Origin of the sequence: Parasphingomonas halimpatiens (assembly GCF_036663795.1) — a bacterium.
In the GTDB taxonomy this organism is placed as follows: Bacteria; Pseudomonadota; Alphaproteobacteria; order Sphingomonadales; family Sphingomonadaceae; genus Sphingomonas.
This window is the reverse complement of the sequence record NZ_JAXOJP010000005.1, coordinates 80,136-95,146: the sequence shown is the minus strand read 5'-3', so window position 1 is coordinate 95,146 and position 15,011 is coordinate 80,136. Positions and strand designations below refer to the sequence as shown.

Here is a 15,011-nt window from a genome sequence, read left to right as displayed (position 1 = left end):
AGAATCTTCCGGACCACTAGCAACGTTATGATTCTAGTGGATTTCAAGATTTTGACATTCGCTCACGACCTATCCGGTTAGAGGGGGACGAATGTCAAAATCAATTCACTAGAGCGAGCTGCATTTCGATGGAAACGCAGATCGCTCTAGCTTCTTTGTGGTCGCGTGCTTGATAGCGAATAGCCGGATTCCACCTATTCGCAGCACGCTCTAAACCGCTCTTTCTTGCACCTTTCGTCACGACGTGCTTCCCTTCGCGCCGCGTCGGGTGCAAATGGCATGCACGAAGCTTGCCAAGCACGCGCCTGGTAAGGGATCGGTAACGTCGAAATGTCACCACGGGACCTGCGATGAGCGACTCCGCCACCCTCGACAAGATCGAACCGATCACCGAAGCGCCGGTGGCGCAGGGCCTGTCGGTCGTCTCGATCGCCAAATCCTATGATCGTCGCGCGGTCCTCACCGACGTGTCGGTGTCGGTCGGGCGCGGCGAGGTGATCGGGCTGCTCGGGCCGAACGGTGCGGGCAAGACGACCTGCTTCTATTCGGTGATGGGGCTGGTGAAGCCCGATTCGGGCCGCATCATGCTCGACGGTGCTGACATCACCGCCCTGCCAATGTATCGCCGCGCGATCCTCGGCCTCGGTTATCTGCCGCAGGAAACCTCGATCTTCCGCGGCCTGTCGGTCGAGAAGAACATCAGCACGGTGCTCGAACTGTCCGAGCCCGACCCCACGGCGCGGCGCATGCGGCTCGACCAGCTGCTCGACGAATTCGGCCTGACGCGGCTGCGCGACGCGCCGGCGATGGCGCTGTCGGGCGGCGAGCGGCGCCGCGCCGAAATCGCCCGCGCACTGGCCGCCAACCCCTCGATCATGCTGCTCGACGAGCCCTTTGCCGGGATCGATCCGATTTCGATCGCCGACATCCGTGACCTGGTGAAGGATCTCAAGAAGCGCAATATCGGCGTGCTGATCACCGACCATAATGTCCGCGAGACGCTCGAGATCGTCGACCGCGCCTATATCATCTATGACGGCCGCGTGCTGTTCACCGGCTCGCCGGAGGAGCTCGTCGCCGACGCCAATGTCCGCCGCCTGTACCTCGGCGAGGGTTTCTCACTCTGACATGCCACGCCCCCTTTCCCCGTTCGCCCTGGTGACCAGGTCGCCAAGTCCCCAGGACTTGGCTGAAACATCCGGGGGATGTTTCACCTGGTCACTGTCGAAGGGCCGTTCTTCTTCGCTGCGGCGGAAGAAAAGAACGGTGCTTCGACAGGCTCAGCACGTACGGATTTAGCGCGCTACCGTGGCGCTCGGTCCCCGCCTCGACCTGCGGCAGTCCCAATCGCTGGTGATGACGCCGCAGCTGCAGCAGGCGATCCGCCTGCTCGCGCTGTCGAATCTCGAGGTGGAGGGTTTCCTCGCCGAGGAGATCGAGAAGAATCCGCTGCTCGAAGGCGGCGCATCCGATGATGACGGCCCGACGACCGAACGTGAGCCGGCGCCCGAGCCGCGCGACGAACCGGCCAGCGCCGATGAGCTGATCATGAGCGGGGCGGATACCGGCGAGGCGTCGCTCGACGTCGATTTCGACGCCGAGACCTTCCATCATGACAGCGCGGCCGATGCGATGGATTCGAGCGGCGGCGGGCTCGACGGGTCGCTCGGCCTGAACGGCGCCAGCGGTAGCGGCGGCGCGAGCGAGGACGGCCCCGATCTCGATGGCTTTGCCGATGTGTCGCTGAGCCTCGCCGACCATCTGCTGGCCCAGGCGGGCACCGCGGTCGATGGGCCGGACGCCTTCATCGCCGCGCATCTGATCGATCAGATCGACGAGACCGGGTATCTCACCGTGTCGCTGCTCGACATCGCCAACCGGCTCGGCGTGCCGCTGGCGCGGGTCGAGCGCGTGCTCGGGGTGATCCAGACCTTCGATCCGACGGGGGTGGGCGCGCGCGATCTCGCCGAATGCCTGACGCTGCAGGCGAAGGAGGCCGATCGTTACGATCCGTGCATGGCGCGGCTGATCGACAATCTCGACCTTCTCGCGCGGGGTGATCTCGCGCGGCTGAAGCGCATCTGCGGGGTCGACGACGAGGACATGGCCGACATGATCCGCGAGCTGCGCGGCTATGATCCCAAGCCCGGCTGCCGTTATGGCGGCGAGCCGGCGCAGAGCGTCGTGCCCGACATCTTCGTCGCGCAGCGCAAGACCGGCTGGGCGATCGAGATCAACGCCGCGACGCTGCCGCGCGTGCTGGTCAATCGCAGCTATTATGCCGAGCTGTCGAAGGGGCCGCAGGACAAGGCGTCGAAGGCGTGGCTCAGCGAATGCCTCGCCAGCGCCAACTGGCTGGTCAAGGCGCTCGACCAGCGCCAGCGCACGATCATCAAGGTCGCGACCGAGATCGTGAAGCAGCAGGAAGCCTTTTTCCTGAAGGGCGTCGCCCACCTCAGGCCGATGACGCTGCGCCAGGTCGCCGATGTGATCGAGATGCACGAATCGACCGTCAGCCGCGTGACGAGCAACAAATATCTCAGCTGCGCGCGCGGCACCTTCGAGCTGAAATATTTCTTCACCTCGGGCGTGTCGTCGTCCGAAGGCGGCGACGCGGTGTCGGCCGAGGCGGTCAAGAGCGCGATCCGCGCGCTGATCGCCAATGAGGGCGCCAATATCCTGAGCGACGACACGCTGGTCGATTTGCTCAACGCGAAGGGCTTTGGTCTCGCGCGGCGCACCGTGGCCAAATATCGCGAGGCGATCGGCATCGGGAGTTCGGTGCAGCGCCGCCGGGCGCGGGCGCTGGAGGGGGCTTAGGCACCAGATCCATCCGACGTACTTGCTTCGTTCCGTTTGTTGCGCGATGTTCTGCCATGCGCCGGAATAGCCGGCTTCAGATCAGGGGCGGTTGATGACGTGGCTGATGTTCCTGCTCGCGGCGCCTGCCTTGGCGCGCGCTGATTTCCTGCATGACACTGAAGCTGCCCATGACTGGCATCTGGCGCGTGTCAGCGCGCCGGGTCGCAGCTATTTCTACAAGGGCCCGGAGGTGGAGGGCTGTCCGGCATTGACGGCATCGTGTCGTCGTGAAGCTTATCTCGTCCATGGCAATCAGCTCCTTATTGGTGATGTGCGCGGTGCTTTGGTCTACGCCGCCTATACCGATGGCGGCGGTACCGCGACGATCGGCTGGTTACCCAAGGCATCCGTCGCGCGCATCGCCGTGCCAAAGCAGACCATCGCGGCGTGGATCGGCAGCTGGAATTACGATTATACGACAATCGACATAACCCGCGGGCATCGACCTGGGAGGCTCAAGGCCAGTGGCATGGCGGTATGGGGCATGCACGATCCCGAGCGGGTTCGGCGCGGTGGCATCAACACCGGCGATTTCGAGGGTGAAGCGACATTGACGGGGGATCGGATCCGATTTGGCCCTACGTCGGGGAGCGAAGATAGCGACTGCCGGGTCTCATTACGATTGATCGGGCCGTATCTGGCGGCCGCCGACAATGGCAATTGTGGCGGTGCAAATGTCTCGTTCACGGGGGTTTACCGCCGGTGATCGAGGGCAGATCGAATGTTCGCGCGGTTGTTCGGATCGTGTTGAAGGGGCTTCGCGCCCGGAGGAAGAAATGATCATCGTCACCGGCAGCGTGACTGCGCGCGCGGAAAGCTTCGACGCGCTACGCGACGCCAGCCTCGCCCATGTCCATCGCTCGCGCCTGGAGGACGGGTGCCTGCTCCATTCCGTACAGGTCGGTTGCGAGAACCCGCTGCGGCTGTTCTTCTACGAACAGTGGCGCGACATGGCGGCGTTGAAGACGCATTTCGCGCAGCCCGGCTCGCACGACTTCATGCGGGCGGTGCGCGAACATGGCGAGTCGAGCGAGGACATCGCCCTGTTCGAGGCGGTGACGATCGCCATCTGATCGCGACGGCTCAGTCGTCCTCGTCCTCGTATCCGACCAGCGCCAGCGCGCGCGCCTTGATCTGGCGCGTCATGCACCAGTGGATCAGCGCTTCCTCGCGGCCATGCGTCACCCACACCTCGCGTGGCGCGATCTCGGTCAGCGTATCGGTCAACTCGTCCCAATCGGCATGGTCGCTGAGGATCAGCGGCAGCTCGACCAGCCGTTGGCGCGCGCGTTGCCTGATGCGCATCCAGCCTGACGCCATGGCGGTAATGGGCTCGGGCAGGCGGCGCGACCAGCGATCGTTGAGCGCGGAGGGCGGGCACAGCACGATATGGCCGGCGATCGTCGCCTTGGCCACGCCAGCGACCGGGATCAGTTCGCCGAGATCGACGCCGAGTTCGACATAAAGGTCGCATAGCCGCTGTAGCGCCCCGTGCAGATAGATCGGCGCTGCGTGCCCCCGTGCACGCAGCTCGGCGATGACGCGCTGTGCCTTGCCCAGCGCATAGGCGCCGACCAGCACGCAGCGCTCGGGGTTGGCGTGCATGGCGGCGAGCAGCTTGTCGATCTCGTCGCCGGTATCGGGGTGACGGAACACCGGCAGGCCGAAGGTCGCCTCGGTGACGAAGACGTCGCACGCGACGGGTTCGAACGGCGTGCAGGTCGGGTCGGGGCGGCGCTTGTAATCGCCCGACACGACGATGCGCTCGCCGCGATATTCGAGCAGGATTTGCGCCGAACCGAGCACATGGCCGGCAGGGAAATAGCTGACATCGACCGCGCCGAGCCGGATCGTTTCGCCATAGCCGACCGGGTGGCCGGGCTGCGGCCCGTAGCGCGTCGCCATGATCGCCAGCGTCTCGGGTGTCGCCCAGACCGCGCCGTGCCCGCCGCGCGCATGATCGGCATGGCCATGCGTGATCAGCGCGCGCGCCTGTGGGCTCGACGGATCGATCCACGCATCGGCCGGTGCGACATAAATGCCCTGGGGTTGCGGATCGATCCAGTCGCCGAGCTTCGCCATCATGCCTATATGGGCGAGATGAGATTGAGTTCCCACTTCTTGTTAGCCCCCCTTCAGGGGAGGGGTTGGGGTGGGGCCGTGCCGCAAGAACTGCGATCGGAGAATTCGCGGATGGGCCCCACCCCCAACCCCTCCCCTGAAGGGGAGGGGCTTAAATGACGCACGACCTCCCTCAACCCCTCACCGACTGGTTCGCGTCGCGCGGCTGGGCGCCGCGGCGGCACCAACTCGATATGCTGGCGCAAGGGCGCGCCGGGCGGCATGCGCTGCTCGTCGCGGCGACCGGCGCGGGCAAGACGCTGGCCGGTTTCCTGCCGACGCTGAGCGAGCTGATCGAGAATCCCACTGAGGGATTGCATACACTCTACGTTTCGCCCCTGAAGGCGCTGGCGGTCGATGTGCAGCGCAACCTGCTGACGCCGATCGAGGAGATGGGGCTGAGCTTGCGCGTCGAGACGCGCACCGGCGACACGCCGTCGGATCGCAAGGCGCGCCAACGCGTGCGACCGCCGCAGATCCTGCTCACCACGCCCGAATCGCTGTCGCTGCTGTTGAGTTATCCCGACAGCATGACGATGTTCGCCGGGCTCAGGACGATCGTCATCGACGAGGTCCATGCCTTCGCCACCGGCAAGCGCGGCGACCTGCTCAGCCTGTGCATGGCGCGGCTGCAACGGCTGGCGCCGGGGCTGCGCCGCGTCGCGCTGTCGGCGACGGTCGCCGATCCCGATGGCTATCGCGCCTGGCTCGCGCCCGATGGCGATATCGATCAGGTCGCGCTGGTGATCGGCGACAAGGGCGCCGATCCCGACATCACCATCTTGCTGCCGGAGGGGCGTGTGCCCTGGGCGGGGCATTCGGGGCGCTATGCCGCCGAACAGGTGATGGCCGAGATCGAGACGCACAAGACCTCGATCATCTTCTGCAACACGCGCAGCCTCGCCGAGCTGATTTTCCAGGATCTGTGGAAGGCCAATGCGATGCAGCTGCCGATCGGCATCCATCACGGCTCGCTCAGCCTCGAGGCGCGGCGCAAGGTCGAGGCGGCGATGGCGGCGGGGCGCTTGCGCGGGCTGGTCGCGACCGCCAGCCTCGATCTCGGGGTCGACTGGGGCGATGTCGATTGCGTGATCCAGATGGGCGCGCCCAAGGGCTCGTCGCGGCTGTTGCAGCGCATCGGCCGTTCCAACCACCGGCTCGACGAGCCGAGCGAGGCGGTGCTCGTGCCGGGCAATCGCTTTGAATATCTCGAGGCGCGCGCCGCGCTCGATGCCGTCACGGCGGGCGAGCTCGACCCCGACATTTTCCGCCCCGGCGCGCTCGATGTGCTGGCACAGCATGTCATGGCCTGCGCCTGCGCTGCGCCGTTCCAGCAGGCTGACATGCTCGACGAGGTCCGCTCGGCACTGCCCTATTCGGCGCTCGATGCCGGGGTGTTCGAGCAAGTGCTCGGTTTCATCCGCGACGGCGGTTACGCGCTCAAGGCCTATGACAAGTTCCGGCGGCTGACGCAGGATCCCGACGGATCATGGCGCGTGTCGCATCCGCGCTTCGTCACGCAACACCGCCTCAATGCCGGGATCATAGTCGAGGCGACGATGCTCGCGGTGCGCTTCAAAAATGGCCGCTCGCTGGGCCGGGTCGAGGAAGGCTTCGCCGCGACGCTGAGCCCACGCGACACCTTCTTCTTTGCTGGCATGAGCCTCGAGGTCGAGCGCGTCGATACCGAGGATGTCGTGGTGCGCGCGACGAGTCGCCCGGCGCGCATCCCGACCTATGGCGGCGCGCGCATGCCGCTGTCGACCAACCTCGCTGATCGCGTGCGCGGCTTCCTCGCCACGCCGGCAGCCTGGCCGAGCTTTCCCGACGATGTGCGCGAATGGCTCGAGGTGCAGCGGCTCCGCTCGGTGCTGCCGCAGCCGGGCCAGCTGCTGATCGAGACCTTCCCGCACGAGCGGCGGCATTTCATGGTCGCCTACAGTTTCGAAGGGTGGAACGCGCACCAGTCGCTCGGCATGCTGCTCACGCGGCGGATGGAGACGCAGGGGCTGAAGCCGGTCGGCTATGTCGCGAGCGATTACTCGCTGGCCTGTTTCTCGCTCGAGCCGGTGACCGATCCGGCGGCGTTGTTCTCGCCCGACATCCTCGAGGACGAGTTCATCGACTGGGTGCAGGGTTCGTCGCTGCTGCGGCGTGCGTTTCGCGAGGTGGCGGTGATCGGCGGGCTGGTCGAGCGCCAGCATCCCGGCAAGCGCAAGACCGGCAAGCAGGTCACCTTCTCGACCGACCTGATCTACGACGTGCTGCGCAAATATGAGCCGGGCCATCTGCTGCTTCAGGCGGCCTGGGCCGATGCGCGCGCGCGGATGACCGATGTCGGCCGCCTCGCCGACCTGCTCGACCGCGCGCAGGGCACCATGCTGCATGTGGCGCTCGACCGCGTCTCGCCGCTGGCGGTGCCGGTGCTGACGTTGATCGGGCGCGAGCGCGTCGCGCAGGGACTGGCCGACGATGCGCTGCTGATCGAGGCCGAGGCGCTGGCGGCGGAGGCGATGCGGCTCGACTGATGTTCGGCCATCGCGATGGCCGGCAAGAAAGAGGTTGTTCACGCGGAGGCGCGGAGGCGCGGAGATATCCGCGCGGTGGGGCCGCCGCGCCTCGATGCGCATCTCCATCGCTGCGGCGAGGGAGACATCTCGTCGGCGCGGCGGCGCCGATGCGCGTGAGACATCTCCGCGTCTCCGCGTCTCCGCGTGAACAAATTTCTCGCGGCGGTTATCCGCTCAGGCGACGAGCCGATGTCCGTCGGGGCGATGGGCGAGGCGTTCGGCGACCCAGTGCGCGATGATCGCGGGGCCGTCGTCGCGGGTTATTTGCGGGGCGAGCGCGCGGGCGCGGTCGGTGGCATCGGATGAATCGAGCAACTGGCGCAGCGCGGCGCAGGCGCGGCGTACGCTGTAGCGCCGCAATGCGACGACGCGCGCCACGCCGAGCCGGCGCAGCCGCAGGCCATTGTCGAACTGGTCGCCGAAGAACGGGCAGACCAGTTGCGGCACGCCGGCGCGCAGGGCCTGGGCGGTGGTGCCCATGCCGCCATGCTGGATCACCGCCGCAGCGCGCGGGAAGAGCAGCGAGTGCGGCGCATAGCCGGCCACCGCGATGTCCGCGCAGGCCAGGCCGGCACAATCGCCCAGCGCATGATCGCCGACGAGCAGGATCGCGCGGCGCCCGAGCTGCCGCGCGACCTGTGCGCTGGCGGTGTAGAAATTGCCCGGCGCATAGGTGACGAAGCTGCCGAGCGTGAACACCAAGGGCGCGGGCCCGGCATCGAGAAACGCCGCGAGCGCCGGATCGAGCGTGCCGGTCGTGCCGTCGCGGCCGTCGTAGAAAGCGAAGCCAGCGCTTTGCGCCTGGTCGGGCGCATCGACGGGCAGTGCGGCGAAGGCGGGTGGGTACATGGCGAAGATCCGTTCGCTGCGGCGCGGCCCGTCGATCAGCTCGTCGCGCACCGCCGGCAGGCCGAGCTCGCGGCGCAGGCGCGTGACCGGGCGGAGACTCGGGCGCCCCTGCGCGCTGGCCAGCGCATAGAGCATGCGCACCACTGCCGGGCCGCAGGTCTTGCGCAGCGCGGGCAGGAACGGCATCTCGCGCATCGCCGGGGGTTCGGCAACCGACAGGAAACTCATCGGCTGCAGCGCGACGGTCACCACCGGCACGCCGGCCGACTCGGCGACGATCCGCGCCACCGCCGCCAGCGTGCCGCAGATCACCAGATCGGCCCCGGTCATGACAGCGCGAAGATCTTCGACCGTCTGGGCGATGTGCGGCAGCATGATGTCGAAGCCGGCGCGCAGGTCGCCGGTTACCGCGCGCGCCACCGCCGCCTCGTCGAGCCCGGCGGCGGTCATCTCGCGCGCGCCGGGTCGTACGGCGTGGAAGGCGATGCCCTCGGCCTCGACCACCGTGCGATAATCCTCCATCGCCGCCACCACGGGGGAGAGGCCATCGTCACGCAGCCGCAGCGCCAGGGCGAGAAACGGGTGAAGGTCGCCGAGCGTCCCGGTAATCGCGAGAACAACAGTGCTCAAGGCGGGGCGGCCTTTCCGGAAAAGCGAGACGACGACCTTAGCAGCATCGGGCCGAGAAAGCATCGGTGCGGTCACCCATGGGACCAATTCATGGCGCTTTTGTTTCACTTGTGATGGGGCCGGAACGAGCGTAGCTTTCAGGGATGGAGTTGGGACTGGCCTTTGCCCTGTCGCTCGCGGTTGGCGTCGCCATGCCGACCTCGCTGCAACCCGTCGCGCAACCCGCGCCGCTGGCCGACGCACCCTCCACCACGACCGCGACGGACGAATTGCTCGATTTCGGCGAAGCAGGCGAGCGGATGACCGTGCCGGTGACGATCGGCACCGGCGGGCCCTTTCATTTCATCGTCGATACCGGCGCGCAGCGTACCGTCATCTCGCGCGAACTGGCCGGCCGGCTCGGGCTCGCCCCGGGGCCGGCCATCCATCTCACGTCGATGTCGGGTACCGGCATGTTCGGCACGTTCGTCATCCCCGAAATCAGCGTCGGCGCGCTCGGCGGATCGCGGATCGAGGCGCCAGCGCTGGCGTCTCGCAACCTCGGTGCGCTTGGGCTGCTCGGGCTCGACACGCTGCAGGGCCATAAGGTGTCGATCGATTTCGAGCGGCAGCAGATGACGGTCACGCCCTCGGCGGTGCTGCGTCATGTGCCCGCCGCCGCCGAGGGCGAGGTCGTGGTGCATGCCCGCAGTCTGATGGGGCAGCTGGTCGTCACCGACGCCTATTATCGCGGACGGCGCATCCAGGTGATCGTCGATACCGGCTCGGCGGTGACGATGGGCAATCTCGCGCTGCGCAATGCGGTGTCGCACAGCACCAAGGGGATGGGGAGCATCACCCTGCTCGGCGTGACCGGCGACGTGCTGGTCGCCGATTATGCCCAGGTGGGCGAGATCAAGGTCGCCGGGCTGAACTTCGCCAACCTGCCGGTCGCCTTCGCCGATGCCGAACCGTTCAAGCGCTTCGGCCTGATCAAGCGCCCGGCGCTGATGCTGGGCATGGACGCGATGAAGCTGTTCAAGCGCGTCCAGATCGACTTTCCCAACCGCACGCTGCGGCTGGCGCTGCCCAAGGATGCGATCGCGCCCTGACCACTGTTGCGAGGCGCCGCCGGGCGCCCTAGCGTGTGCCGAACTTGAAGGGGACGGGCGCATGCGATCGATCGGACGAGCTTTGTTGGGCGGCTGCGCCGCGGCGCTGGGGATGCTGCCGCTGGCCGCGGCGGCGCAGACCATGACGCCCGATCGCCAGGCGTTCTTCGGCCTGTACAAGGAACTGGTCGAGACCAACACCTCGCTGTCGGTGGGCAGCTGCACCAAGGCCGCCGCGCAGATCGCCGCGCGGCTGAAGGCGGCGGGCTATGCCGATGCCGACATCACGCCCTTTTCGGTGCCCGACCATCCGCGCGAGGGCGGTCTTGTCGCGATCCTGCCCGGCAGCGACAAGCGGGTGAAGCCGATGCTGCTGCTCGGGCATCTCGACGTGGTCGAGGCCAAGCGCGAGGACTGGGCCCGCGATCCCTTCACGCTGATCGAGGAGGGCGATTATTATTATGCCCGTGGCACCGTCGACGACAAGGCGATGGCGGCGATATGGGCCGACGCGATGGTCCGCTTCAAGACCAGCGGCTACAAGCCGAAGCGCACGATCAAGCTGGCGCTGACCTGCGGTGAGGAGACGACCTTCGCTTCAACGGTGCGGAATGGCTGGCCAGGAACAAGCCAGACCTGATCGCGGCCGAATTCGCGCTCAACGAGGGCGGCGGCGGGCGGCTCGACGAAGCGGGCAAACGCCAGTTGCTCGCGGTGCAGGTCGGCGAGAAAGCGGCGCAAAACTATACCTTCCTCGCGACCAATCCCGGCGGACACAGCTCGGCGCCGGTGCCCGACAACGCCATCTACCAGCTCGCCGACGCGCTCGAGGCGGTGCGGGGCTATGAATTTCCGGTGAAGTTCACCGATACGACGCGCGCCTTCTTCACCGCGACCGCAACGGCGGTTCCGGCGCCGGTCGGCGATGCGATCCGGCGGCTGCTCGCCAACCCCGAGGACAAGCAGGCCGACGCGCTGATCAGCCGCGACAAGGTGCTGCACTCGACGCTGCGGACGACCTGCGTGGCGACGCTGTTGAGCGCGGGCCATGCCGAAAATGCGCTGCCGCAGCGCGCGACGGCCAACGTCAATTGCCGCATCTTCCCGGGCGAGACGGTCGAGGAGACGCTCGCCACGCTGCAGCGGCTCGCCGGACCCAAGGTCACCATCACCGCCAACGCGCCGGTCCGCCCGACCGCCATTCCCCCGGCGCTCGACCCGAAGATTCTCGGCCCGATGCGCGCGGTCGCGGCGAAACATTTCCCGGGCCTGCCGCTGCTGCCGCTGATGTCGACCGGCGCGACCGACGGCATCTTCCTCGAAGCGATCGGCATCCCGGTCTATGGCGCGCCGGGGACCTTCCTCGACAGCGATTTCAATGGTGTGCACGGGCTCAACGAGCGGATCGGCAAGAATTCGCTCTATGACGCTCGGGACTATCTCTACGATCTGGTCAAGGCTTACGCGGGCTGAACGGGCGCGCGGGGCAGGTGACGATCAGACCGTCACCTGCTCGCCGAGCTCGAGCACCTTGCCGGGCGGAATCTTGAGGAATTCGGTCGGGTCGGCGGCATTGCGTTGCAGGAACATGAAGATCTGATCCTGCCACAATGGCATGCCTTCGTCGGCGGAGGGCTTGATCGTGTTGCGGCCGATGAAATAGCTCGTCTTGGCCGGGTTGAGCAGGCGCCGCTCGCCGGCATGCTCGAAGCCGAGGTCGCGCGGTACGTCGGGCGATTCCATGAAGCCGTACTGCAGCACCACGACGGTGAAATTATCGTCGATCCGCGTCATGGTGGCGCGCTTGTCGGGGTCGGTCATCGGCCGGTCGGCGGTGCGCACGCTGACGACCAGGTTGCGCTCGTGCAGCACCTTGTTGTGCTTGAGATTGTGCATCAGCGCGCCCGGCGCATGCTCGGGATTCGAGGTCAGGAACACCGCCGTGCCCTCGACGCGCTCGGGCGGCCGCTTGGCGAGCGCGGCGGCGAGATCGGCGAGCGGGATGCTCTGGCGCTGCTCGAACGCACGCACGATGCCGCGCCCGCGCACCCAGGTGAAGATCAGCAGGCCGATGCACGCGGCGATCACCAGCGGCACCCAGCCGCCCTCGACGACGCGCAGGATATTCGCGCCGAAGAAGATCAGGTCGAGCGTGAGGAAAGGCAGGATCACCGCGATCGCGGTCGGGCGCTTCCAGTTCCAGCGATGCCTGACGACGATATAGGCGAGGCAGGTGGTGACGACCATCGTGCCGGTCACCGCGATGCCGTAAGCCGCCGCCATCGCCGAGGAATTGCGGAACTGCACAACCAGCACCAGCACACCGACCAGCAGCAGCCAGTTGATCGCCGGCAGATAGATCTGCCCGGCATGCGACGCCGAGGTCTGGCGGATGCGCAGCCGCGGCAGCAGGCCGAGCTGGATCGCCTGCTGGGTCAGCGAATAGGCGCCGGTGATCACCGCCTGGCTGGCGATGATCGTCGCAAGACCCGCGAGCACAACCAGCCACGGGCGCAACATGTCGGGCGCCATCAGAAAGAACCAGTCGAGATTGGCGAAGGGCTGGTGCGCCGCCTGCGCCGCCTCCAGCGCATGGAGCGCATAGGCGCCCTGGCCGAAATAATTGAGCGTGAGCGCCGGAAAGGCGAGCGCGAACCAGCCGATGCGGATCGGCAGCACCCCGAAATGGCCCATATCGGCGGTCAGCGCCTCCGCCCCGGTGACGGTCAGGAACACCGCGCCCAGCACGAACAGCCCGGTCGTGCCATGCGTCGCCATGAAGCTGATCGCATAGAAGGGGTTGAGCGCGGCAAGGATCGTAGGCTCGTCGGCGATGTGCCACAAGCCCAGGCCGCCGATCGCGAAAAACCACAGGATGCACACCGGGCCGAACAGCTTGGACACCCGTGCGGTACCGCGCGACTGGATCAGGAACAACCCGACCAGGATGACGATGGTGATCCCCATGATGGTCTGTTCGTCGAACATCGTCTCGGCGCCGGGGATGGTGCGCAAGCCTTCGATCGCCGACAGCACCGACAGGGCCGGGGTGATGATTGCGTCGCCGTAGAACAGCGCCGCCCCAGCCGCGCCCAGCGTCAGCGCGATCAGCGAGCGCCGGCCGAGCGCGCGCCGCGCCAGCGCGGTCAGCGCCAGCACGCCGCCCTCGCCCTGATTGTCGGCGCGCATCAAGAACAGGACATATTTGACCGTCACGACGAGGATCAGCGACCAAAGCGCAAGGCTAAGCACGCCGAAGATCTCGCTCGCCACGATGCCGTCATCGGCGGCCAGCCTGAGCGCTTCGCGAAAGGCGTAGAGCGGGCTCGTGCCGATGTCGCCGAACACCACACCGATCGCGCCGACAGTCAGCGCGATCAGGGCGGGATGGGGGTGATCGTGCGGCCCGGATTGTTCGGGGACGGATGACATGCGTGCGAAACGGCCTGTCGGTTGGGACGGCGCGCTTTACGCCTGTTGCACCGCAGCGCAAGCGCTTTTGTGGTGTGGCTCGCAAGTGGTTGATCGGCCGCGCCGCGCAAGGCATAGCGGGGCGATGGTTCCCTTTTCGTTCGCTGGCCACACGCTGGCCGCCCTGCCCGAAGGCGCGCTTTACTGGCCGGCGCGGCGTGCGCTGCTCGTCGCCGACCTGCATTTCGAGAAGGCGAGCTGGTTCGCGCGCTTCGGCCAGATGCTCCCGCCCTATGATTCGATCGCGACGCTCACCGCGCTTGGCGACCTCGTCGCCTCGACCGGCGCGCAGGAAATCTGGTGCCTGGGGGACAGCTTTCACGATGCGGCGGGCTGCGAGCGACTGCCGCCACGCGCGCAGGAGCTGCTGCGCGGGCTGACCGCGACGCGGCGCTGGACCTGGATCACCGGCAATCACGATAGCGGCATGGTCGATCGCTGTGGCGGCGAGGTCGTCGACGAGGCGGTGGTCGACGGCATCGTGCTGCGTCACGAGGCCGAAGCGCAGGAGGAGCGGCCCGAGCTGTCGGGCCATTTCCACCCCAAGCTGCGGCTGCGCGTGCGCGGGCGCAGCATCTCGCGGCGTTGTTTCGTCGCGACGCCGACCAAGCTGATCCTGCCGGCGTTCGGCGCGCTCACCGGTGGCCTCGATGCCGGCCATCCCGAAATCGTCCGCGCCGTCGGCACCGCCGCCGAGGCCCTGATAGCGGTCGAGGACCGGCTGCTCAGATTTCCGTTGGCGGCCTAACGCGCCAGCGTCGGGAAGCCGGCCTTGAACGCGGCGACCTTGGGCTTGTCCCAATGGACGATGTACGGGTGGCTCGGGTTCCGGTCGTAGAAATTCTGGTGATAGGCCTCGGCCGGGAAGAAGCTGCCCGTCTCGAGCTTGGTCACGATCGGTGCGGGGAAGGCATGGGCCTGGCCGAGCTGGGCGATATAGGCCGTCGCCACCGCGCGCTGTGCCGGGCTCTGCGGGAAGATCGCCGAGCGATAGCTGGTGCCGCTGTCCGGCCCCTGGCGGTTGAGTTCGGTCGGGTTGTGCGCGATCGAGAAATAGACCCGCAGCAAGGTCGCGTAGCTGACCTGTGCGGGGTCGAAGACGATGCGGATCGCCTCGGCATGGCCGGTCGTTTCGCTCGACACCTGATCGTAGCTCGCCGTGTCGCGCGTGCCGCCGGCATAGCCCGTGGTGACCGTCTTGACGCCCTTCACATGCTCGAACACCGCCTCCATGCCCCAGAAGCAGCCGCCGGCGAGCACCGCGACCTGCGGCGTCGCGGTGCGCGCGACGTCATGCGCAGCGACGGGAAGCGGCACGGCGCGCTCGGCCTGCGCGGCGCCGCCCATCAGCGCGAAGAGGCCGATGGCGGCAGCACTGGCGAACAACAGGGACTTGATCATGATGGCCTCCGATGGC

The 15,011-nt window shown here is 67.1% G+C and carries 11 protein-coding genes and 1 pseudogene; 8 read left to right on the top strand and 4 right to left on the bottom strand.

Features of this window, described 5'->3' with window-relative positions; genetic code table 11:
- The first annotated feature begins 350 nt into the window (after nt 1-350).
- The 4 genes from lptB (at nt 351) to U1839_RS07135 (ending at nt 3,935) form a co-directional block, all read left to right on the top strand.
- On the top strand, nt 351-1,127 hold the full coding sequence (lptB, locus tag U1839_RS07150) for an LPS export ABC transporter ATP-binding protein (protein ID WP_332802978.1): 777 nt from the start codon (nt 351-353) through the stop codon (nt 1,125-1,127).
- 181 nt (nt 1,128-1,308) lie between these two features.
- Nucleotides 1,309-2,820, top strand: a complete 1,512-nt coding sequence (gene rpoN / locus U1839_RS07145) for an RNA polymerase factor sigma-54 (RefSeq protein ID WP_332802977.1) — start codon at nt 1,309-1,311, stop codon at nt 2,818-2,820.
- Nucleotides 2,821-2,914: 94 nt separating this feature from the next.
- Nucleotides 2,915-3,568 (top strand): hypothetical protein, encoded by a 654-nt coding sequence (locus U1839_RS07140; RefSeq protein ID WP_332802976.1) that lies wholly within the window; start codon nt 2,915-2,917, stop codon nt 3,566-3,568.
- A 70-nt stretch (nt 3,569-3,638) separates the two neighbouring features.
- Nucleotides 3,639-3,935, top strand: coding sequence for a putative quinol monooxygenase (locus tag U1839_RS07135; protein WP_332802975.1), 297 nt, complete (start codon nt 3,639-3,641; stop codon nt 3,933-3,935).
- A 10-nt stretch (nt 3,936-3,945) separates the two neighbouring features.
- Here the strand turns inward: U1839_RS07135 and U1839_RS07130 are convergent, their stop codons facing one another.
- Nucleotides 3,946-4,944: a ligase-associated DNA damage response exonuclease gene (locus U1839_RS07130; protein ID WP_332803140.1), complete on the bottom strand. Its 999-nt coding sequence runs from the start codon at nt 4,942-4,944 to the stop codon at nt 3,946-3,948.
- A 155-nt stretch (nt 4,945-5,099) separates the two neighbouring features.
- Here U1839_RS07130 and U1839_RS07125 point away from each other — a divergent pair, with 155 nt between their 5' ends.
- On the top strand, nt 5,100-7,511 hold the full coding sequence (locus U1839_RS07125) for a ligase-associated DNA damage response DEXH box helicase (RefSeq protein WP_332802974.1): 2,412 nt from the start codon (nt 5,100-5,102) through the stop codon (nt 7,509-7,511).
- A gap of 216 nt (nt 7,512-7,727) precedes the next feature.
- Here the strand turns inward: U1839_RS07125 and U1839_RS07120 are convergent, their stop codons facing one another.
- Nucleotides 7,728-9,032, bottom strand: a complete 1,305-nt coding sequence (locus U1839_RS07120; protein WP_332802973.1) for a glycosyltransferase — start codon at nt 9,030-9,032, stop codon at nt 7,728-7,730.
- A gap of 143 nt (nt 9,033-9,175) precedes the next feature.
- Here U1839_RS07120 and U1839_RS07115 point away from each other — a divergent pair, with 143 nt between their 5' ends.
- Both U1839_RS07115 and U1839_RS07110 read left to right on the top strand, forming a co-directional pair.
- Nucleotides 9,176-10,123 (top strand): retropepsin-like aspartic protease, encoded by a 948-nt coding sequence (locus U1839_RS07115; protein WP_332802972.1) that lies wholly within the window; start codon nt 9,176-9,178, stop codon nt 10,121-10,123.
- A gap of 61 nt (nt 10,124-10,184) precedes the next feature.
- Nucleotides 10,185-11,596 (top strand): annotated as a pseudogene (locus tag U1839_RS07110) (M20/M25/M40 family metallo-hydrolase).
- 24 nt (nt 11,597-11,620) lie between these two features.
- Here U1839_RS07110 and U1839_RS07105 read toward each other — a convergent pair.
- A complete protein-coding gene (locus tag U1839_RS07105; RefSeq protein ID WP_332802971.1) occupies nt 11,621-13,555 on the bottom strand; it encodes a potassium transporter Kup in 1,935 nt (644 codons plus the stop codon).
- A 124-nt stretch (nt 13,556-13,679) separates the two neighbouring features.
- On the opposite strand from U1839_RS07105, the gene pdeM reads away from it, so the two are divergent.
- On the top strand, nt 13,680-14,342 hold the full coding sequence (pdeM, locus tag U1839_RS07100) for a ligase-associated DNA damage response endonuclease PdeM (RefSeq protein ID WP_332802970.1): 663 nt from the start codon (nt 13,680-13,682) through the stop codon (nt 14,340-14,342).
- Here pdeM and msrA read toward each other — a convergent pair.
- The gene (msrA, locus tag U1839_RS07095; protein WP_332802969.1) at nt 14,339-14,995 is read right to left on the bottom strand and encodes a peptide-methionine (S)-S-oxide reductase MsrA; all 657 of its coding nucleotides are present in this window, start codon (nt 14,993-14,995) and stop codon (nt 14,339-14,341) included. The genes pdeM and msrA overlap by 4 nt on opposite strands.
- Between the last annotated feature and the right edge of the window lie 16 nt (nt 14,996-15,011).